Origin of the sequence: Pedobacter sp. R-06 (assembly GCF_049913135.1) — a bacterium.
GTDB lineage: Bacteria > Bacteroidota > Bacteroidia > Sphingobacteriales > Sphingobacteriaceae > Pedobacter.
On sequence record NZ_CP183977.1, the window covers coordinates 6,556,775 to 6,577,269 of the forward strand.

General features: G+C 38.4%; 22 protein-coding genes. 4 read left to right on the forward strand and 18 right to left on the reverse strand.

Annotated elements, in window-relative coordinates; all coding sequences use genetic code 11:
• The first annotated feature begins 473 nt into the window (after positions 1 to 473).
• Positions 474 to 1,109: a response regulator gene (locus ACN9MR_RS26815; protein WP_426327485.1), complete on the forward strand. Its 636-nt coding sequence runs from the start codon at positions 474 to 476 to the stop codon at positions 1,107 to 1,109.
• 51 nt (positions 1,110 to 1,160) lie between these two features.
• Here the strand turns inward: ACN9MR_RS26815 and ACN9MR_RS26820 are convergent, their stop codons facing one another.
• From ACN9MR_RS26820 to yiaA, 14 genes are all read right to left on the reverse strand, one after another.
• A complete protein-coding gene (locus ACN9MR_RS26820; RefSeq protein ID WP_426327486.1) occupies positions 1,161 to 1,583 on the reverse strand; it encodes an SH3 domain-containing protein in 423 nt (140 codons plus the stop codon).
• A gap of 7 nt (positions 1,584 to 1,590) precedes the next feature.
• Complete coding sequence (locus ACN9MR_RS26825) at positions 1,591 to 2,055, reverse strand: BON domain-containing protein (RefSeq protein WP_426327487.1); 465 nt, start codon at positions 2,053 to 2,055, stop codon at positions 1,591 to 1,593.
• A gap of 228 nt (positions 2,056 to 2,283) precedes the next feature.
• The gene (locus tag ACN9MR_RS26830; RefSeq protein WP_426327488.1) at positions 2,284 to 2,754 is read right to left on the reverse strand and encodes a CYTH domain-containing protein; all 471 of its coding nucleotides are present in this window, start codon (positions 2,752 to 2,754) and stop codon (positions 2,284 to 2,286) included.
• Positions 2,755 to 2,768: 14 nt separating this feature from the next.
• Entirely contained in the window at positions 2,769 to 4,718 is a 1,950-nt protein-coding gene (locus ACN9MR_RS26835) for a beta-N-acetylhexosaminidase (protein WP_426327489.1), read from the reverse strand.
• Between the two features lie 335 nt (positions 4,719 to 5,053).
• Entirely contained in the window at positions 5,054 to 5,698 is a 645-nt protein-coding gene (locus ACN9MR_RS26840; RefSeq protein WP_426327490.1) for a hypothetical protein, read from the reverse strand.
• A gap of 33 nt (positions 5,699 to 5,731) precedes the next feature.
• Positions 5,732 to 5,965 carry a hypothetical protein gene (locus ACN9MR_RS26845; RefSeq protein ID WP_426327491.1) on the reverse strand — a complete coding sequence of 78 codons (234 nt, stop codon included), beginning with the start codon at positions 5,963 to 5,965 and terminating at the stop codon, positions 5,732 to 5,734.
• Positions 5,966 to 6,329: 364 nt separating this feature from the next.
• Positions 6,330 to 6,938 carry a hypothetical protein gene (locus ACN9MR_RS26850; protein WP_426327492.1) on the reverse strand — a complete coding sequence of 203 codons (609 nt, stop codon included), beginning with the start codon at positions 6,936 to 6,938 and terminating at the stop codon, positions 6,330 to 6,332.
• Positions 6,939 to 7,053: 115 nt separating this feature from the next.
• Positions 7,054 to 7,443 carry an STAS/SEC14 domain-containing protein gene (locus tag ACN9MR_RS26855; RefSeq protein WP_426327493.1) on the reverse strand — a complete coding sequence of 130 codons (390 nt, stop codon included), beginning with the start codon at positions 7,441 to 7,443 and terminating at the stop codon, positions 7,054 to 7,056.
• Positions 7,444 to 7,446: 3 nt separating this feature from the next.
• On the reverse strand, positions 7,447 to 8,811 hold the full coding sequence (locus ACN9MR_RS26860) for an aldehyde dehydrogenase family protein (RefSeq protein ID WP_426327494.1): 1,365 nt from the start codon (positions 8,809 to 8,811) through the stop codon (positions 7,447 to 7,449).
• Positions 8,812 to 8,893: 82 nt separating this feature from the next.
• On the reverse strand, positions 8,894 to 9,601 hold the full coding sequence (locus ACN9MR_RS26865) for a gamma-glutamyl-gamma-aminobutyrate hydrolase family protein (RefSeq protein ID WP_426327495.1): 708 nt from the start codon (positions 9,599 to 9,601) through the stop codon (positions 8,894 to 8,896).
• 98 nt (positions 9,602 to 9,699) lie between these two features.
• Positions 9,700 to 10,848 (reverse strand): iron-containing alcohol dehydrogenase, encoded by a 1,149-nt coding sequence (locus ACN9MR_RS26870; protein ID WP_426327496.1) that lies wholly within the window; start codon positions 10,846 to 10,848, stop codon positions 9,700 to 9,702.
• Between the two features lie 121 nt (positions 10,849 to 10,969).
• The gene (locus tag ACN9MR_RS26875) at positions 10,970 to 12,331 is read right to left on the reverse strand and encodes a glutamine synthetase family protein (RefSeq protein WP_426327497.1); all 1,362 of its coding nucleotides are present in this window, start codon (positions 12,329 to 12,331) and stop codon (positions 10,970 to 10,972) included.
• Complete coding sequence (gene eat / locus ACN9MR_RS26880) at positions 12,331 to 13,644, reverse strand: ethanolamine permease (protein WP_426327498.1); 1,314 nt, start codon at positions 13,642 to 13,644, stop codon at positions 12,331 to 12,333. Before eat ends, ACN9MR_RS26875 begins: the two co-directional genes overlap by 1 nt.
• Positions 13,645 to 13,840: 196 nt before the next feature.
• Complete coding sequence (gene yiaA, locus ACN9MR_RS26885; RefSeq protein WP_426327499.1) at positions 13,841 to 14,248, reverse strand: inner membrane protein YiaA; 408 nt, start codon at positions 14,246 to 14,248, stop codon at positions 13,841 to 13,843.
• Positions 14,249 to 14,417: 169 nt separating this feature from the next.
• On the opposite strand from yiaA, the gene ACN9MR_RS26890 reads away from it, so the two are divergent.
• The 3 genes from ACN9MR_RS26890 (at position 14,418) to ACN9MR_RS26900 (ending at position 17,208) form a co-directional block, all read left to right on the forward strand.
• Entirely contained in the window at positions 14,418 to 15,914 is a 1,497-nt protein-coding gene (locus ACN9MR_RS26890; RefSeq protein WP_426327500.1) for an NAD(P)H-hydrate dehydratase, read from the forward strand.
• Between the two features lie 132 nt (positions 15,915 to 16,046).
• The gene (locus tag ACN9MR_RS26895; RefSeq protein WP_426327501.1) at positions 16,047 to 16,748 is read left to right on the forward strand and encodes an AIM24 family protein; all 702 of its coding nucleotides are present in this window, start codon (positions 16,047 to 16,049) and stop codon (positions 16,746 to 16,748) included.
• Between the two features lie 220 nt (positions 16,749 to 16,968).
• Positions 16,969 to 17,208: a hypothetical protein gene (locus ACN9MR_RS26900; RefSeq protein ID WP_426327502.1), complete on the forward strand. Its 240-nt coding sequence runs from the start codon at positions 16,969 to 16,971 to the stop codon at positions 17,206 to 17,208.
• A gap of 155 nt (positions 17,209 to 17,363) precedes the next feature.
• Here the strand turns inward: ACN9MR_RS26900 and ACN9MR_RS26905 are convergent, their stop codons facing one another.
• From ACN9MR_RS26905 to ACN9MR_RS26920, 4 genes are all read right to left on the reverse strand, one after another.
• Complete coding sequence (locus ACN9MR_RS26905; protein ID WP_426327503.1) at positions 17,364 to 18,221, reverse strand: anti-sigma factor; 858 nt, start codon at positions 18,219 to 18,221, stop codon at positions 17,364 to 17,366.
• A gap of 2 nt (positions 18,222 to 18,223) precedes the next feature.
• Positions 18,224 to 18,775, reverse strand: coding sequence for an RNA polymerase sigma factor (locus tag ACN9MR_RS26910; protein ID WP_057931209.1), 552 nt, complete (start codon positions 18,773 to 18,775; stop codon positions 18,224 to 18,226).
• A 113-nt stretch (positions 18,776 to 18,888) separates the two neighbouring features.
• A complete protein-coding gene (lipA, locus tag ACN9MR_RS26915) occupies positions 18,889 to 19,782 on the reverse strand; it encodes a lipoyl synthase (RefSeq protein WP_029278501.1) in 894 nt (297 codons plus the stop codon).
• A 180-nt stretch (positions 19,783 to 19,962) separates the two neighbouring features.
• Positions 19,963 to 20,394: a GNAT family N-acetyltransferase gene (locus tag ACN9MR_RS26920; RefSeq protein WP_426327504.1), complete on the reverse strand. Its 432-nt coding sequence runs from the start codon at positions 20,392 to 20,394 to the stop codon at positions 19,963 to 19,965.
• Positions 20,395 to 20,495 lie beyond the last annotated feature (101 nt).

The following is a 20,495-nucleotide window of genomic DNA, read 5'->3' on the forward strand; positions in this document are numbered from 1 at the left end:
CTGGCCTTGCGCTTTTTTTATATTAAGAAATTGATAATTATAGTAGCAAAATAAAATTTTTGTTTAAATTAGATTAACAAAACAATTAATCATCCTTATTATCACTATGTGCTCAAACAGTACTATTATGTTTCTGGGCCTGAAATTAATGCTGTTTAGCATATTTTTCATTCTGTTTATAAAGGACGGATATTACAACCATGCAAAGGCTTCGTATGGTTACTCTACACAAAATAAGAACAACCACAGTATTTCCCAATGGCTTCACTTAGCCGCTATACAAAAACAGTGCGCTAATTTATTTGAAGAAACCAAAGAAAAATTGCAACCTACCTTAGTTAAAAACATAAAATTTAAAGCTTTTGATAGAATATTGGGTAGGTTTTGAATAGAGATTAACCTTTGTTTAAAATCTCTTCAAAGTGTTTTGCCTGGCTTTCTGGTGAAAATGGTTAACGTTTAAAATAAACTTTATGGAGAAGATCAAGGTCTTTTTAATTCACGATTATGACGCATTAATAGATAATGTTGAATCCATTCTAAGTGATTCTGAAAGTATTGTTGTTGTTGGTAAGGCCAATTCTGCTGCACTTGCCGAGCAAGTGATCAGGACAAAAACGCCACATATTGTGATTGCTGATGTTAGCGCTTGTGAGAAGGTAGGGGCTGATTTAACTAAATTGATTAAAAGAGAATTCCCCAAAATTAAAGTCATTGTACTTTCTATGCAGGATGATTTTATCAATATTTCGAAAATGATCAAGTCTGGAGCAACTGGCTATCTTTTAAAAAATGTAAAGTTACATGAACTAAATAAAGCCATTAATAAGGTCATGCTTGGCGAAACCTATATACAAAATTCCATTACAGCTAAATTTATTAATGGTTACCAGCGTGAAAACCATACAGAAGAAGTGAATATTTTATCACCCCGAGAAGTTGAAATTATTAGGTTGATTGCCAAAGAATACACTTCTGCTGATATTGGCAAGATGTTATTTATTTCGGAACATACAGTAGAAACCCATCGTAAAAACATCTGGCGTAAAACTGGTGTAAAATCAATTGTTGGTCTACTGAATTTTGCGCACGAACATCAGCTGATTTAATTTTAAAACAGACCTCAGAGTTTTCAGAAACCTGCGGGGTCTGTTCGTATTTTAAGCTTGCGCTTCCAAATATTGTGCATAACAATAGCCTTCTTCGCCATCGTTAGTTCGTACCAGCCACCATAAATCGTTGCTTCTGTTTACGAGAGTAATTACTTCGCCATGGGCAGCCTTACCAACAATTGGTTGATCGGTTCCCGGACCTTTACGGATATTTAGATTACTGCTCTCTGTGATAACTTTTGCGTGTGTAACCGCTACATCAATGGCCACATTTACATTCAGAACCAAGTCGCCTGATGTAAAGTTGGGGTCAATCTGATTATAAACTTCCCAAAGGTGGTCTTTAGTTGCGCCATCGGCGGCAGTTCCATCTATGTATAAAATCCCATCCTGCTCTCTTACTGCTAAATCTGCTATGCCTGCCGCAGTTGCTGCGTCAGTTAGTGCTTTATATTTATCTGCTAATGCCATGGTCAGGTTATTTAACGGTTAATTTATTGTCGATTTTTTTAGGTTTTAATGCACTCAAATGTTGCATTAAAGTTATTAGAGAGGCTTTTTTAATCTCGCCGGTTAAGAGAACTACACCGTCTTTAACCTCAGCTTTCACCGTTGGGAAATCTTTGGTCGCATCAGCAACATTTTTAATTAAAGCGGAGTCTTCGGCAATTACCACTGGTACATCTGCTGGTTTCACCGTTAAATTGTTAATTACAGATTTTACTCCTTTTTCTGCCTTTGCAATTTCTTCTGCTTTGGTCTTTGTGGCTTCATCATCAACTTCACCAGTTAAAGTTACCTCGCCTTTAGTAACGGCGACCGTAATGCCTGCCGCTTCTTTGGCTTGAATTGCAGCTTGGATGGCCGCGTCGTTTGGTTTACAGCCCACAAAAAATAGTGTAGTTGCAATAACCATGCTCATTAATAATTTAGTTGTTTTCATCCTTTTGGTTTTATATTGATATTATTTGACAATACAATGCTTAGAAATTAAAATAATCTCCTTTTTATCGGTGGGATGACTTCGATAAAGCTAATATATGAAATGCGTTTAACTAGAAACTGAATTTTTTAATTATTTTCTGAATAAATTTTAAATAGTTGATTTGTCTAGATTTGTAATCCACTAACAGACCTTACAGGTTTTAAAACCTGCAAGGTCTTAAATGTTTTAAATCCAATCTTTAAATGGGTTAATCGTCAGGTTGGAATTGTAATATTTTTCTTCTTCGGTAACCTCTCTGCTTACCCAATCTGGCAAGGCAAATATTTCGTCTTCACTGTTAAGTTCAATTTCGGCAACAACCAGGCCTTTGTTAGCGCCTAAGAATACATCTATTTCCCAAAGCTTGCCGTTAAACGGGATTTCGTAACGGGTTTTCGAAAGCTCAGATAAAGAAAAATTATCCAATAATTCTGTAGCCTCGGCAACCGGGATTTCATATTCGTATTCCATCCGTGTAGCACCAATCGTTTGCCCTTTTATGGTTAAAAAGCCTTTGGTTTCTGTTGCCCTTACACGTATGGTTTTATCTTTATCGCTAAGTAAATAACCCTGTCTAAAAAGTTTTCCTTCCGGTTTGCTCAGGTTATCCCATTTTTGCTGATCGATCAAAAATTTACGCTCTATTTCTTTACCCATTGTAATTTGTTGTATTATCTTGCCCTTTTCTGTAAATCAGCAATAGGCATACTGATCAATCTTCCGATGGGTTGTTTGCCTCGATAAGTAATTACACGTAACATACTGGCATCTTTTGGTACCTGTAATGCGGCTGTATATTTCGGATAAAAGCGGTCGGGAGTGGAGTTGTCGAAGCTATAATAGATATCCAAACCATCTATTTCTGGAGTTAATTCGATCATTAACTGTTTATCTGCACTGCGTTTTACCGTAAAAATCGGATCGTAAATAGCAGGGGAGTATTTAATCTCTGCGAAATCTAATCGTTTGAAATGCTGTTGTGTACGATCAACAAAATTTGTCCAGTTTTTCTTTTCAATCGGACTCCAGATCGATTCTGAAATGGCAAATGCACGTGGCCAAACCATATATTCTACCTGGCGGAAAGTAAATACCTGTTCTGTCCAAAGGTTGGCTTGTGCACCAATAACGTACTGCGCATTTACGCCCGCTGGAATAGGGTTAAACTGATAGGCCTTATTTAACCTTAATGAGGCATAAACTTTTGGTTCGGTAATCGGATCTGCCTGCATATAATCCAGATATGCAAAATCAGTGGGACTCATTACCACATTGTGTTTTTCGTTGGCAGCCTGGATGCCATATTTCATCCCTCTCCAACTCATTACGGCAGCTGTTGGCGATACACCACCCTCAAGGATTTCATCCCAGCCCATAAACTTTTTACCTTTTGAAATCACGATCTGTTCTACACGTTTTTCAAAATAAGCCTGAACCTGGGGAATGGTTTTTAAACCTTCGCGAAGCATTAAAGCTTTAACCTGATCGTTCTTTTCCCAGAAATTATGAGGGGCTTCGTCGCCACCCATGTGGATGTACTCGAAAGGAAAAAGTTTAGCTACCTGGGTAAGTACCGAATCTAAGAACACATAAACTTTTTCGTTTGCCGGACAAAGCGTATTATCAACCAAAGCTGTTGGTGGGGCACCACGGCTCCAATCCATAATTTTTTCGCCCGAACGCACTTTATAATTAACTGCATCGGGCGTGCAGGATAATTCAGGATAAGAAGCGATAATAGCTAAACTATGCCCCGGAACATCTATTTCTGGTAATATGTTTACAAAACGTTCTTGTGCATACTGAACAAGTTCCCTAATATCTTCTTGTGTATAAAAGCCACCATAAGTACGAGGCTCATCTGTCGTTGGTGGTGTAAAATCGCCAAAGGTCCCGATTTTTTTAACACTCCATGCACCCACTTCGGTTAATTTAGGTAAGCCTTTAATCTCGATTCTCCAGCCTTCATCATCTGCGAGGTGCAAATGCAACAGGTTAAATTTATAACGTACCATGTCGTCAATAAACTGTTTTACCTCCTGCTTGGTGAAAAAGTGACGGGCAACATCGAACATTAAACCTCTCCACCCTAATTTCGGATAATCTACCACATCAACGCAAGGTGCTTTCCATTTGATGCCGCTTATTTGTTCTTTACTTTCTATTTCGGCCGGAAAAAGCTGAAGCAATGACTGAACACCATAAAAAATCCCTGCTGGCTGGTTAGCTGTAATGACAACCTGGGTGGGATTAACATTTAGTTTGTAACCTTCTTTGCCGAGTTGAGCATCTTCTTGCGTATTTAAAATTAGTTTAATAGTTGGGTGACTTGAATTACTCACTGCGCTTACAAATTTCCCTGTAGCAGTAGTAATCCGGTCAGAAAGATATGCGATTGATTGTTTTAATTCTCCACTTTTAACAGCCTGGATCGTTACATTTTCAGGTAAGGTAAAAGTACCTGCCTTTTTCATTAAGGATACCGGCTCGGGGATGATGGCGAGAGGTGTTTGTGCAACTGCGCTTTCAGTATCACCGATTTCGGTTTCTGTAACAATAGATTGGGCGAAGGTATTGGCTGCAAAAAAACAGCAGAAGATAATCAGGAATATTTTTTTCATTAAAATAATTAAAACGGGTTAACCGAATAAGTATAATCCGCAATTTATTAAAAAAGATTTAATTGGAGGTATTTGTGTAGAGGGAAATGTTCAAGAAGCAAAGCGCTGAGCACATAGCGTTTGGTTTGGATAAAAATCGTGATTGAATTTATGCCATAATTAGAGATTTGTCAGTCTGAGCGGAGTCGAAGACTTAAATACAAATGGGTTGTATTGCTAGGTGATAAGCTAAGTTTACGATGGTTCGTGAAGACACATAAATGTTTTTGTCATTCTGAACGCAGTGAAGAATCTTTTAGAATAAATAGTGTTGTTTTATTGGTTCCTTTTTGAGACTATTTTGCCTCAAATCCTTTTAATATCGTTTCAATAACACTGTATAAAACTCCCGTATTCCAATCATCTAAATAACTATATCCTTTATTGATATTTGATGGGTTTTGTTTTGAAAAGATGGCAAAATAGGTACGGTAATTTTTGGTGCCTACATCAGACCAAAGCAACGATTTTTCTTCTTCCTTAATAAAGTTTGCGGATTTAATTTTGATGCCAGATTCCTCGAAAGTCACATTTGCCAGAATGAATGGTGTTTTTTGACTAAACAGTGCTAAATAATGGTCCACTAACCCATCGAAATAGCTTTCCCATAATTGGTTTAATATTTCGGCATATTGATTATACAAATGGACTTTATTGATGCCATAATAAGAGCCGAAACTTATTTTGATCATTTCCCCATCGCTGTTCTTAATCAATAATTGATACTTTCTTCCTACGATAAATTCAAATCCTCTAATCCATGTAATTCCAAAACGGTATTCTAACGGCTCTTCTTTAGATAAATCAGTTATTGTGGGGACTGATAATTTTTGACTGCCAAATAGTATTGATTGTGGCGTAAATGATAAATTTTTAGGCTTTCGATCAAAATAGCTCTGTTTAATTAACCAATTCTTCTGATTGCTATCTGGAGTGATCATGCATTAAATTTATTAATAGTGTAATAGCAAATTTTAGTCTTCTGATTCTACCTTTTTTTGGTTAAATTTCTTAATAAGAGCTGTTAGCATACCTTTTCCTTTTTCCATACGTCTGATTTTTCCAGTATTTTCATCAATGAAATAGTCGATTACCCGCTGGCTGTACTTTTCCTTTCTGAAGATTTCTATGAGATCTGAAATAAGTGTGGCAGGCGTACCAAAAAGGCCTGGCCTCGACCACCAGCCCAATGCAAGTGTAGTGAGCATGCTCTTTAAACGAAAACTTTTTGCACATGTTGAACATATGATCTGAACTTTTTGTTCATGATTATACCAAATCAGGTAGGATATTATCGTATTAAAGGTATAGCCATATAATTCGTTTTCATTGTTACAATGGGTACAAACAGAATTCTTGATCTCATTAATTAAGTTCTTCCTTTCGACTCCCTCGTAAGAGTCAGTTTCTTCTTCTACAAATTTGATCAGTTTAGTATCTAAATTCCTTTTTATGATTTCATCGTTCAATAAGGCTACAACTTCTTTTCGTAACCCTTTAGCCCCTGAAATAATTTTTAGAATTGTACATCATCATACTTTTCATAGTTTTTGCGGATGTCTTCTAAGGGGATCATTGTGTCTTCTTCTTGTAAAGTGTATCGGCAAGTTTAATGGTTTGATCAATTTTTGATGATAAATTTAAAATAGATTTATTATCCGGTAGATTTTCTTTCTGATATTTTTCTATTAATGGTAGTGTTCTAGAAATTTTTAAAGCTAGCGACAAGTCGTTAAGTGATGATGTTTTAGTATCAATTGAACGGGCTAATTTTTTGTATTGAAGAGTTCTTACCTTATATGCTTCCATGTTTTTAGCGATTAAAGCTGTTAAGGTTTTTCTTAAAACGGAGTCTTGAATTTCTTTTACATGGGCATTTGCTGAGAAAAAATAATCTTGGTTTTTTTCGTCGTAGCTATTGAATTTTTTTAAGGAGTCGTTTTTGCCATCTTCAATTTCCCTAATGTTATCATCAACTTTTTTTAATACTAAATCTTTAGCTATTATTTCAGCATAAAGGTTGTCGATCAGGTCTTCTCTGCCCCGCTTCGAAACGATATTATAAGATTCTTCTTCTGCCAGTGCAGTAGGGGTATCATCTTTACTTTTTGTGGGCCTTTCTACATCTTGGCAGGAAAATGCGGTACAGATTAAAAGACAATATGCGATATTTTTTTTCATGAGCGTTAATTAGCGGTGAATTTAATAAAATAGCATTAAACGCCTTGAAAATATTGTTTTTTGTTGTAGAAACCAAGGTAATTAACCAAAGTAAATTATATTATTAAAGTTTAAATTACAAAAACTTTTTCAACCATTCCATAGCTTTTTCATCATCAGTGAATGATTTTATCGGGATAGGTGGGTTTTGAAACTTAAATAGGATCTTCATAATCAATTGCGCCAAACCAGGTTTCGAAACCATCGCCATAGCTGTATAAATTTGCGGCAATTGCTCCGTAGAAAACTTTCGCGTTTCTTTGTCCGGAACCGGAGAATTTTTTAAGTAAATTAACAGTGGGACTTTCTTATTCCCCGTAATTTTCTTCACCAGTGCAACATTGGCCGAAATATTTTCTACAGTACGTAAAACGCTTTTACTGTAAGAAATGAGTATTCCATCGTCAGTTAATAAATAATCGGCAATTTCGCCTTCAATAAGTTGATTATCGCTGTCGCTTCCCATTTATTATCCCCTTAAATGATAGCCTTTTGGTTTAGTAAAGGCCCTTAATCCCTGGTGTGATAGGGTAGCGCCAATACCAGAATATTTTCTTCCGCTCCATGGTAGGGCTGCGCTTACCCGATCGCAGCAATTCCAATAACCCGAACCCGTGTCAAGCTGAGAAAGTATTTTTTCAGCCCTTGTCTGATCGGCTGTATAAACTGATGCCGTTAAGCCATAATCTGTATCTTTCATCATATTTAAGGCTTCGGCATCATCTTTCACTTTCATTATGCCAATAATCGGACCGAAACTTTCTTCTTGCATCACCAGCATATCATTGGTTACTTCAGTTAAAACCGTTGGTTCAAAATAATAACCTTTTCCCGCAATGGCCTTTCCGCCTGTTAATAATTTTGCACCTTTATTTAAGGCATCTTTAATTTGGTTTTCCAATACCAAAATCTGCTCTTTCCGTGTTAAAGCACCAATATATACGCCATCGGTTGTTGGTTGGCCCGTTTTCCAGCCCTTAACTTCGGTAACAAAGGCATTTAAATAGTTATCGTAATTTTTCTCGTGTACATAAATGCGCTCAACTGAACAACAACTTTGTCCATTATTATAAAAAGCACCATCGGCAGTACCAATAGCAGCAGAAGCAACATCGGTTACATCATCGGCAATGTATAATGGATCTTTTCCACCTAACTCCAATTGACAGGGAACCATTTTCGATGCTACTTTCTCGTATATAAATTTCCCAGTTTTGTAGGAGCCAGTGAAGAAATAACCATCAAAATCCATTGCTAATAATGCTGTTCCCGTTTCTTTTGCGCCAATAGCGATTTGGAAAATATCATCAGGCACCCCTGCTTTTTTTAATAATTTTTCAATCTCGATTCCGGTTAAGGTGGCATACTCTGAAGGTTTATACATTACAGCATTTCCACTCAGTAAAGCTGGGATAAAAACATTTACACCAACCAGATAAGGATAATTCCAGGCTGAGATATTACAAACCACACCCAGCGGTTCGTATTTAATGATTTCCTTGATCCCCGGTTCATCTACCATCACTTCATCGGCCAGATACTTTTCGGCATTGGCCAACATCCATTTGATACGGGCTCTTGCACCATTAATTTCGTTGCGCGATTGCTGGAGCGGTTTGCCTACTTCACTGGTGAGCACTGAGGCAAGTTCTTCAATTTTAACTTCTAATAAATTACTAAACTGAGCGATAACCGAAATCCTTTCGCTAAGGTTTTTGTTAGCCCATTGAGGTTGAGCCTTTTTTAAAGTATTAAATTTGGGTTGAAGCGTAGATGAGTTATCTTCCGCTAAACTGGTAATAACTTCTTCTGTTGCTGGGTTAATGATCTGCATTTTTCCTATTGATTATTGCCACGGAAACACATAAATCACGGAAAATAATTGTTACTCCGTGCTAGCCATTGTCTCCGAGTGATTATTTATTGTGGTTAACGATTGAATTTATAAATGCACTATGTATGTTTTTGCTAAAGGGACCCTGTTGGTCTTTTAACCTTTCAGGGTGCCATTGTACAAATAATAAAAAGGATTTCCCTTCGGGTTCCAGCCGCTCCATTGCTTCAGTAACACCGTCTGGCGATATTGCGCTCACCACCAAACCTTTCCCTGTTTTATCGGTGCTTTGATGGTGGTTGCTATTTACAAGGCCCTTATCGGTATTCACAATCTGGTTTAGCCATGAGGATGGATTGATGATGAGTTCGTGATAACGGTCTGATTTATCGTGCATTTTTGAATGATCGAATTTTCCCCAGGTTGGGATATCAGGGATCAAAGTTCCGCCGAAAAACACATTACCCACCTGCATGCCCCTACAAATGCCCAAAACAGGAACCGACTTGGCTTCAGTATAGGTTAAAACCTTAAATTCAAACTCATCACGCTTTTCATCAATATCATCATCATAACAATAAGGATAATATTCAGGCTGGTTGTAAAAGCGAGGATGAACATCTTCCCCTCCGGTTAAAACAATGCCGTTACATTTTTTGATGTCTTCGAAATTGTTGAGCTTGTACCCGAGTCGGATTACCTCCACACTTTTATTGTAAGATAAAACCCAATCGCGATAGATGTCGAATTTGCTACAGTCGGTAACACCAATTATTATTTTATCAGACATATTAATTAATTCCACTGATTTATTTTTTTTCATTGAGGTGATTACACTGATTTTAATGGTCTAGTAATCCTAAAATCCTGTTATCTTTTAATCCTATTTTAAAGTGCATTTAAGTACAATTGTTTAAAATCTTCTCTGCTTACCGGTTTAGGATTATTAGGATGTGCAAAATCTGCAAAGGCTAAATCGGCAAGTGTTTCGATATGTTCATTTTTAACGCCAATATCACTCAGTTTATGCGGAATATTCACTTTTGTATTTAAATCGAACAGATATTTTACAACAGCTTCACCATTTTCATCTTTGAGATCCAATGTACGGGCAATTTTTTTAAAACGGTCTTCAAAACCCGCAATATTAAACTGCATGCCGTAAGGGATATTTACGGCGTTGGCTAAACCATGGTGTGTATCTAAAAGCGACGAAAGCGGATGCGCCAAAGAATGCACTACACCTAAACCTTTTTGAAAGGCAATGGCACCCATCATCGAAGCCATTAACATTTTACTGCGGCTCTCTAAATCAGGATTATTGGTTGCCCGTTCCAAAGCATCTTTGATCAATGAAATTCCTTCCAGTGCGATTCCATCACACATCGGGTGGAAATTTTTGGCCAAATAAGCTTCCATATTATGTGTCAATGCGTCCATACCTGTTGCCGCAGTGATAAATGGAGGTAAATCCATGGTGAGTTCCGGATCTGCAAATACGATCTGCGCCATTAATTTTGGTGAGAAAAGAATTTTTTTCTGGTGGGTTTCATCATCGGCAATAATTGCGCTACGGCCAACCTCACTTCCGGTACCAGATGTGGTTGGGATGGTGATAAAATGCGGAACATCGTTCGTTACATAAATATCGCCACCGATTAAATCATCATATTTGAATAAATCTTCACGGTGATTAACACGGAGTACGATTGCGCGTGCAACATCTATAGCAGCACCACCACCAATACCAATAATACTGTCGCGATTGGTGGCATCCCAAACATCAGTACCTTTGTAAACATCACTTTTTACCGGATTTTTGTGGATGTCGCTAAAATCCTCAACTGCAATACCCTTTGCCTTTAAATCTTCAACGATGGTTTTAAAAAAGGGAAGTTGTGCGATAGTAGGGTCGGTTACAATTAATGGTGCCTTTAAATTGTTCTTACTTAAGTAGGCGGGCAACTCTTTTACTGCGCCAGCGCCAAAACGGATGGTTGTAGGGAAATTAAACTGATGGATTTTATCAAATATCATGACAATTGTTTTTTTGTTACCTTTTGTTTCTCAAGTTCGCGTCGTCCTGGCCGATTAATCGGGGGATCAGCATCTATTCTGCAAAAGATTCTGAACCAAGTTCGGAATGACGACTCTATTGTTAAATAATTTCTAAATACCTTTTCAATTCCCAATCGGTTACTACTTTAGCATATTGTTTGCATTCCCATTCGCGGGTCATCGTAAAATGATCAACGAAATCTCCGCCCAATAATGCTGTGGCCAGATCAGAATTTTTCATCGTTTGCGTTGCTTCAAACAAATTACGCGATAGCGTGCCGTTCGATAAATCGGCATATCCGTTTCCTTTGGTGGCTGGCTGTTCGAGTTTTAATTTATTCTTAACACCGTACATTCCAGCAGCCAAACAGGCCGAAAGTGCCAGATAAGGATTTGTATCTGAGCCCACTATCCTGGTTTCTAAACGCGAAGCCTTTTTACTTCCTGGTAGTGCGCGTAATGCCGTTGTACGGTTATCGATTCCCCAGGTTACTGTAGTGGGTGCCCATGCACCTTCAACTAAACGTTTGTAACTGTTTATGGTAGGAGCTATCATTGGTAAAAGGTATGGGAGGCAATGCAGCTGACCAGCGATATAACTTTTCATTGTTTCGCTCATTTTATTTGCATCTTTTTCATCGTAGAACAAGTTGATTTTTTTGTCTGCATCCCATAGGCTTTGATGCACATGACCACTGCATCCAGGTAAATTTTCACTTATTTTAGCCATAAATGTAGCGAGGATACCGTGTTTATAGGCAATTTCTTTTACTGCTGTTTTAAATAGTATAGCCTGATCTGCAGCTTGCAAGGCAGGAGCATATTTGATGGCTGCTTCGTAAACCCCGGGCCCGGTTTCGGTATGTAAACCCTCAATCGGGATATCGAATTTATTTAGTAGTTCGAACAGATCGCTCATAAATTCGTTTCGGTAGGTGCTCCTCAAAATGGAATAGCCGAACATGCCCGGACTTAAAGGTTTTAAATTAACGAAACCTTTCTCCTGTATTGTCTCTGGTGTTTCCAAAAAATTGAACCATTCAAATTCCTGTGCGAAAAGCGGCGAAAACCCTTCACTTTCGCACTGGGCAATGATTTTTTTTAACAATTGTCGCGGACAGACATAATTTGCCTGATCCTGATCGTCAATAAAATCGCCCAAGAAGAAAGGTACGTCATTTTCCCAGGGGATTTTCCGGAATGTTGTCAGATCGATTTTAACCTGTGCATCAGGATAACCAGTATGCCAACCTGTATATATTCCGTTTTCGTAAGCCAAATCACCTGCATCCCAACCAAAGGTAACATCACAGAAACCCAATCGGCCTTCAACCAGGGATGCGAATTTTTCGGCAGCTACATATTTCCCCCTTAAAATACCGTCGATATCGGCAACGGCTAATTTTACTTTTCCAGAGGGATGATTTTTAACGTAATCCAGAATTTCTTTGCTCGTAATCATTAATCTGCCTTTTTAAAGATTTTATATAGAAGAAATATGCCTAAAACAATGCCCGAATAAATTAAACCTAATTTAAGATTATAAATCAGCATTGCGATGAAAGAAACACAGGAAATAATTAAGGCAATAATGGGAAATAAGGGATAAACCGGTGTTTTAAAAGGCCGTGCCATTTCGGGATTCTTTTTCCGTAGCACCATTACCGAAATCATCGAAATGATGTATAAAGTTAATGCGCCAAATACAGAAATGATAATAATTTCGGCCGTTTTACCTGATAAAAGTGCGATGATGCCAATCACCATATTTCCAATTAATGCATTTGCGGGTGTTTGAAATTTAGGAGAAATTTTTCCAAGAATAGCTGGGATACTATTTACACGACCCATCTCATAAGTAGAACGGCCAGCTGCTAAAACCAATCCATGAAAGGAGGCGACCAGACCAAATAATCCAACCGTGATGAGTAAATGATACATCAGGTGGTTATCACCTGTGATCATCGAAAGGGCAAGTGGTAAAGGCGAATCAGAGGTTTCGCCCGATTTTCCGTTTTTATATACTATGGCTTCCCAGCCGCCAATGCCAATAGTTGATATGAAAACCAAAACACATAAAACAACCAAAGTAAATATGCCCCAGCCAAAGCCCTTGCTGATATCGCGCTGTGGGTTCTTGGTTTCTTCTGCTACATTTGCAACGCCCTCAATGCCCAGGAAAAACCAGATGGCAAAAGGGATAGCTGCAAAAACACCGCTCCAACCATTTGGAAAGTTATTGTGGGCCAGATTTTCTGCATGAAATTTAGGCAATGTAATGCCAGAGAACAATAACAGTTCACTTACGGCCAAAATGGTAATAATCACTTCGAACGAAGCTGCGGCTTTTACCCCATATATATTTAGCGCGGTAAAGATAAAGTACACCGCAATGGCACTACTAAGAATAGGTACCTGCGGAAAGAAGGCATTAAAGTAAGCACCAATGGCAAATGCAATAGCTGGCGGTGCAAATATAAATTCGACCATTTGGGCAATGCCGGCAATAAAACCGATATTTTTACCGAGTGCCGCGTTGGCATAATCGAAAACACCACCGGCTTTCGGTATAGCGCAGGCCAGTTCGGCATAACTGAAACTAAAGGTTACATACATCACGATAATGGCAACGGTTGCAATGGCCATGCCCAGGGTACCACCTTGTTCGAGACCTAAATTCCAGCCGAAATACATTCCCGAAATCACATATCCTACACCAAGACCCCATAACATAAAAGGGGTAAGTATTTTTTTAAAGCTATCTTTTTGTTCCATTGGCAGGATATATAAGATTTGAATAGGTTTATATGATTTGCTCGAAAATGATAAACTATTTGCTTCGGTATCTGATGTTTAAAGTAGTAATTATTTTTTAGTTAAGGAGATAATATATTTCGTTTTTGGTTAAAAATAAAAAACCAATGCCTGAGCATTGGTTTCAATAAAATTCGTTAAGAATATGCTGTTTTGGCTATTCCGGATCACGGTTCTTATTCACAATCTGGCTGTCTCTCGTATTTTTCTGCACCGTAATGGCGCCAAAAAGCGAGAGTAAAAAGGCAAAGGCATAAAACCCTTTTTCGCTGGGCAACAAAGTAGCATTCCACAAACCGATTACCAATAAAGTGATGGTTAAGAGGGTAGAAAACCAGCTCAGGCCATAATAAATTTCAGTAACAGGAATTCCTTCCAGTTTATCACGAACAGCTTTTTGTAAAGAAATTACAGCGAAAAGGCCAAACATCAATACGGTAAAATAATATCCTTTTTCATTGAGAAGCATATCAGAACGCCACAGGCCTACAATAAAGCCAATCATTCCGATACCTAATGCAATCCAGGCGGCAGCCACGAATGCATTCGATGGTTTTTGATTCATTGTTTTTGAGATTTAATTTAATTCAATAGACAACGCTAAAGATTGGCAAAAGGTATTAAAATTAAAAGACAGAAGCTTAAATTATTTTGAAAGGTTAGCACCTTGGGTATAAAAAATCAAACAAAAGCTCATCTTTTGCATTATAGCTGTATAATCTTATCTTAGTTATATGCGAACATTGCTTACTTCTGCCCAAATGCGTAATGCCGATCAGTTTACGATTGCTAATAAACCCATTGCTTCTATAGATCTGATGGAAAAAGCTGCGAGGGCTTTTGTTCAAACTTTTTTAAGAGATGAGTTCGATACCAATAAAAGCGTGGCTATATTCTGCGGGAAAGGAAATAACGGAGGAGACGGACTGGCCATTGCCCATTTGCTTATTGCTAATGGATATGAGAATATAAAAGTTTACATCATCAACTTCAGTAAAAAACAAAGCGACGATTTTGCCATCAACCTACAGCGGATTGAAGAAACGAGATGCAAAAAAATGATCATCAACCAGGTTTCTGACTTAAAGAACCTGAAAGCTGATTTAATTATCGACGCCATTTTAGGCTCTGGTTTAAATAAACCTTTAAGTGGAGATTATGAACAGCTGGTTCAGGCCATTAACAAGCTGAATAAAAAAGTGTATGCTGTTGATGTACCTACCGGTTTTTTTGCTGAAGGTAGGCTACCTAAAGATTACAACGGTATAAAAGCCCATAAAACAATTTGTTTCCAACGGCCGAAGATTAACTTTTTCTTCCCCGAGTCGGCCATGGCGACTGAAAAATATGAGGTGGTTGATATTGATCTGGATGAGGCTTTTATCCAAAAACAAGAGGCAGATTTCTATGTAGTGGAAGAACCTGATATTGAAAAGATCCTGCAGCCCCGAAAATTGTTCAGCCATAAAGGTACCTATGGCCATGCACTGATTATTGCTGGAAATACCAATACCATGGGTGCGGCTTTACTGTCTTCGATGGCCTGTTTACACACAGGAGCGGGATTAACTACAGCCTGTATCCCACAGAGCGGATTAACTGCCTTAAACACCACCTTGCCTGAAGTAATGGCGCTGCCAAGAGGCGAATATACACGGATAGAGGACCCAAAAAAATATCAGGCAATTGCTATCGGCCCTGGTTTAGGTGCCGAAGCTGAAAATGAAAAACTGCTCGAAAGCTTGATCATGGCGAACCAGGCAATGATCATCGATGCGGATGCTTTAAATATTTTGGGCGAAAGGCCCGATCTAATCGATAAACTTGCTGCAAATAGCATTATCACCCCACATATGAAGGAGTTCGATCGCTTATTCGGTGAGCATGACAGCTGGTGGGACAGGGTGCAAACGGCGACAGAACAAGCCCAAAAGCTTAAGATCGTTATCGTGCTTAAAAACCAGTATACTTTTATCTGTCTGCCAACAGGTAAGGTGTTCATCAATCCTACAGGTAATCCGGCAATGGCGCAAGGGGGGATGGGCGATATTCTTACTGGCATTATTGCAGGCTTTGTAGCACAGAAATATACCGCAACAGATGCCGCTATTTTGGCTTGTTACATTCATGGAAAAGCGGGCGACCATTTAGCGCACGAACACTTTGTGGTTACCGCCTCGCAGGTTACGGAAAGGATATCAAAAGAAATTAAAGTGCTCATATCCAATTAGTTTGTTTGTTATGCGTAGTTAGCCACAATTGTGGAAAAAAAACAGCATTAACCTACTATTCTTCTAGTTATAATTTATAGTTTAAGGGAATATTTAAAATAACAGATATCTTAAAAACGGAAAAAAATTATTATGGCACAAAAAGAGTACACACTGAATGAATTAATTCAGGAATCGGCAGAGAATCCAAGTGAAAACGATTTTTTCGAATTAGAGAAACCTGCCATGCTGGAGGTAAATCTGAAAAATCAAAAAATATTGGCAAAAGCAGGTTCGATGGTTGCTTACATCGGGAATATCGATTTTAAAAGAGAAGGATTACTGAGCAAAGGTTTGGGCGGTTTGTTAAAGAAAGCCATATCTGGCGAGGGCACCTCACTGATGCATGCCACAGGAACAGGAAAACTTTATTTGGCCGATGAGGGTAAGAAAGTAAAGATCATCAAACTTCAAAACGAAGCGGTTTTTGTAAATGGTAATGATGTTTTGGCTTTAGAAGAGAATATTAAAAACGAAATAAAAATGCTGAAAAGCATTGCTGGGATGATGAGTGGTGGTTTATTCCAGGTTAAATTATCGGGCAGTGGCTATATTGCCATTACCACACATGGCGAACCGATTTTATTAAGGGTTACTGGCAATCAACCTGTATACACTGATCCGAATGCTACGGTAGCCTGGTCTGAAAACTTAACGCCGAACATTAAAACCAATTTAACTTTCGGTTCATTTATCGGAAGAGGAAGTGGTGAATCGTTCCAGTTAGAATTTTTTGGCGAGGGATGGGTTTTGGTACAGCCTTACGAAGAGGTGAAATACGCAGCGAAATCTTAATAATTCTTGGGTTATGGAAAAACGAACCAAGGCATTGAAATCTTAACCTAGTAAATTCGTCATTGCGAGGCACGAAGCAATCTTAATGCTGTAGCTTGTTGTAAGATTGCTTCGTCGGCTGAAAAAGCCTTCTCGCAATGACGTACTTCTCCATTTCGTTCACTCTGGTCAACAAGATTTATGCTTAGTATATAATATAAGCCCTCTTTTTGGAAAGCACATGCAGAAGCATTTTGGTAACGATAGTCCTGCCATTCGCTTTACCGCTTATCAGGTTTATGAGGCGTGGTCATTCATCCTATTTAGGGCTGCAGGGCGCAAAACTATTGCCTACAAAGGGCAGTCGAAAGGTCAAAACCCACAGCCCCATTTTCCTAAACCCGGTAGTAACGGAAATCCTTTTTATTGCTTAAAATGGATTAGACTAAACGTATTGCCTGACGTATTTAATTTGCAATAAAAAGATTGGAGTGTATAACGGGACTGCAGCACCTACGGAGTTGGAACTGTTCGTTTTCTAATATAAACATCAAAGAGAAATTAATGTTATAAAAACAAAAAATCCCGGCATTTTAACAATGTCGGGATTTAATATTTTGACTAAATAATTTCTACTTAAACACCGCCCATTACGGTTAGTTTTTCCATTGTTGGGTTAACACTTCCGCCCATAGGCTCTATCGTTACTGCAAAAGCCTGTGCTTCCTGAATGGCCTGCATTTTTACCAATGCTTCATTATTGGTAGAATCCGTTTTGCCGAATACGCCTAAACTTACCGGTTTCCCGTTTACCAAAGCCCATAACTGATATTGATGTGCTGCATCAGTTTTTGGTAAATCCATGGCCACATAGTTGATCAGCACACTTTTATCTTTCTTGTTCCAGTAAACTTTCATTTTCGAGTTCGGGCTGAAAGCCTGACCAGCCATTCTGATGGTTGCCCATTCTTTGCTGTCGGCCATTGCAGCCATATTATCTAAACCCTGGTTTTCGAACTCTAACTTGCTTACTACACCAGCAAATTTTTGTTTATCCAGGTTTAAACTTGCAATTTGGTCGTGCGCGGCATTTAACTTGTTATAGGTAATAAACAATGCTGCAGTACTTATTACTAATAAAGCTATACAAGCAACTAAGGCATAACGCAAAGTTCTTACTTTGGCGTCACTTCCATCTAAACGTATAATTCTTGGTTCTTCTGTATAAATTGGTTCGGGTTGAACATTCACATTCTCTTCAACTTCACTTAACCCCAACTTTTCGAATAGTCTTGTTTCTACATCTGCAGATGGCTCTACAGCATTTTGCATAGCATATTGCTCCATAGCATGCTCAATGGCAGCTATTTCATCTCTTACCTCAGGGTATTGAGATGCCATTTCCTCAATCTGCAACGCTTCTTCAGGTGATAAATCACCTAAAACGTACAGTTCAAGTACTCCAGATTCGATATATGCTTTTAAATTTTCCACGCTCAATTAAAATTCCTTCTCAATTCAATAATAGCCAACCGGATCCGGGTTTTCACCGTACCTAATGGCAGATCTAACTTTTCTGCGGCTTCCACATGGGTGAAACCCTTGTAATAAACTAAATCAAGAACTGCTTGTAAATCCGGTTTAAGGTTATCTACAAGTTGCTTAACTCCAAGGATATCAGGATTAAACGTTACCTTGTTTTGTTCATCAACGAAACTTACGTTATTTTCTATATCTTGGTTTTTGAGTGAATTCTTAAAGTCTTTAGAACGTAGTTTGTCGATTGATAAATTGCGGGCAATGTTCATCATCCACGTAAATAAACGTCCTTTGGTATTATCATAGTGTGCAGCAGATTGCCAGATTTTTACAAAAGTTTCTTGTAGTACATCTTCAGCAAGCTCTGTGTGGGTGATAATGCGCGAAATAACGCCATAAAGTGCTGACGAATACATGCTGTACAGTGTTTTTAGAACCGCGGGATCTTTCGATTGCAGCGCTTGAACAAGTTCAGGCTCAGTTAGGGTTAATTTTTTTAATGCAGTCACTATTGGTTACTAAGATACAATACAGAACAGTAAAAGCAAAAAAATGTTTTTTAAACGCATTCCGCCAAGGAGTACGATTAAAAATATTTTAAATCCCTACTTATATGAGCGAATTATGCAATTCCTTCAATCGGAAAAAGGTGTTTTTCTGCATGATAAGATGAACGTACCAGCGGACCACTTTCTACATATTTCAAACCTTTTGCTAAACCAGCTTCTTTATACATCGCGAAAGTATCCGGATGAATCCAATCTACTACAGGGTGGTGGTTACGTGTAGGTTGTAAGTATTGGCCTAAAGTTAAGATATGAACGCCATTGGCAACCAAATCGTCCATGGCTTCGAAAATATCTTCTTCGGTTTCGCCCAATCCAAGCATAATACCTGTTTTTGTTCTTAAACCAAATTCTGAAATTCTTTTTAAAGCTTCTAAGCTCCTGTCGTATTTAGCCTGGATACGTACTTGTTTAGTTAAACGCTTAACCGTTTCCATATTGTGCGAAACCACTTCTGGTCTTTCTTCTAATACGCGGTATAAATTATCCCACTGACCTTTGAAATCGGGGATTAAGGTTTCTAAAGTGGTAATTGGACTTTCTCTGCGGATAGCCTGCAGGGTTTCTGCCCAGATGATTGAGCCGCCATCTTTTAAATCATCGCGATCTACCGAAGTAATTACACAATGTTTAACACCCATTAATCTTACCGAATCGGCAATGCGGTTAGGCTCATCAACATCAACCGCTAAAGGGCGGCCGGTTGCAACCGCACAAAAAGAACAGCTGCGGGTACAAATGTTACCCAAAATCATGAATGTTGCCGTACCTGCACCCCAACATTCGCCCATATTAGGACAATTTCCGCTTTCGCAGATGGTATGGAGCTTGTGCGTGTCTACTAAACTGCGAACTTGTGCATATTCTTTACCAACGGGTAATTTTACACGTAACCAATCTGGTTTACGTTTTACTTCAGTTACAGCAGGTACTACCGGTAAATCAATCATGGTACAAAGTTAATGAATAGGATTGAAATGTTACAATGCAGAAATGTTTGAAGGTTGTAATAATTGAGGTGAATTGGTTAATTGTGGGTTGGCTAATTGGCAGGGGCGGAACCAGACTTCACAAGTTTAGCAAGGACCTGCTTGTGGTGTCAGATATTTCTATCTGACGCTATTGAAAAATTAAACCACATTCATTTCGAATGCAATCTGTCGTTTATTTTCCTTAAAGCCAATCTGTGTGTAAAATCGATGACTTTCGGTGCGTTTAATGTTACACCTTACCTTTAGTTTTTTTACCTGATGCGCTTTTGCCCAAAAATTTACGTGCTCAATTAACTGCTTCCCGATTTTTAGGTTTCGGTAATTTTCATCCACAATTAAGCCTCCAATTTCTACAAATGGATCGGATTCTACCCTTAAGGTGTAAAAACCGTGAATCCAGCCTACTACTATGCCATCAATTAAAGCAACAAATGCGCAGTTTTCGTTACTGTTATTTATGCGTTTAATCCTTGCTGATGCTTGCTTGATGTCGCTTTCGTAACCCAGTTGTGTAGAAAGTGCGGCTACGCTTTCGGCATCTTTTTCCAAAATTTCTCTGATCTGAACCATTTTTTACCGATGTTTTGATAGATGAAACAAATTAAAGATTAAATTTTGTTTTTACCGTCAGATGATAACATCTGACGGTACAGCGCTTGCCAGATCAACTT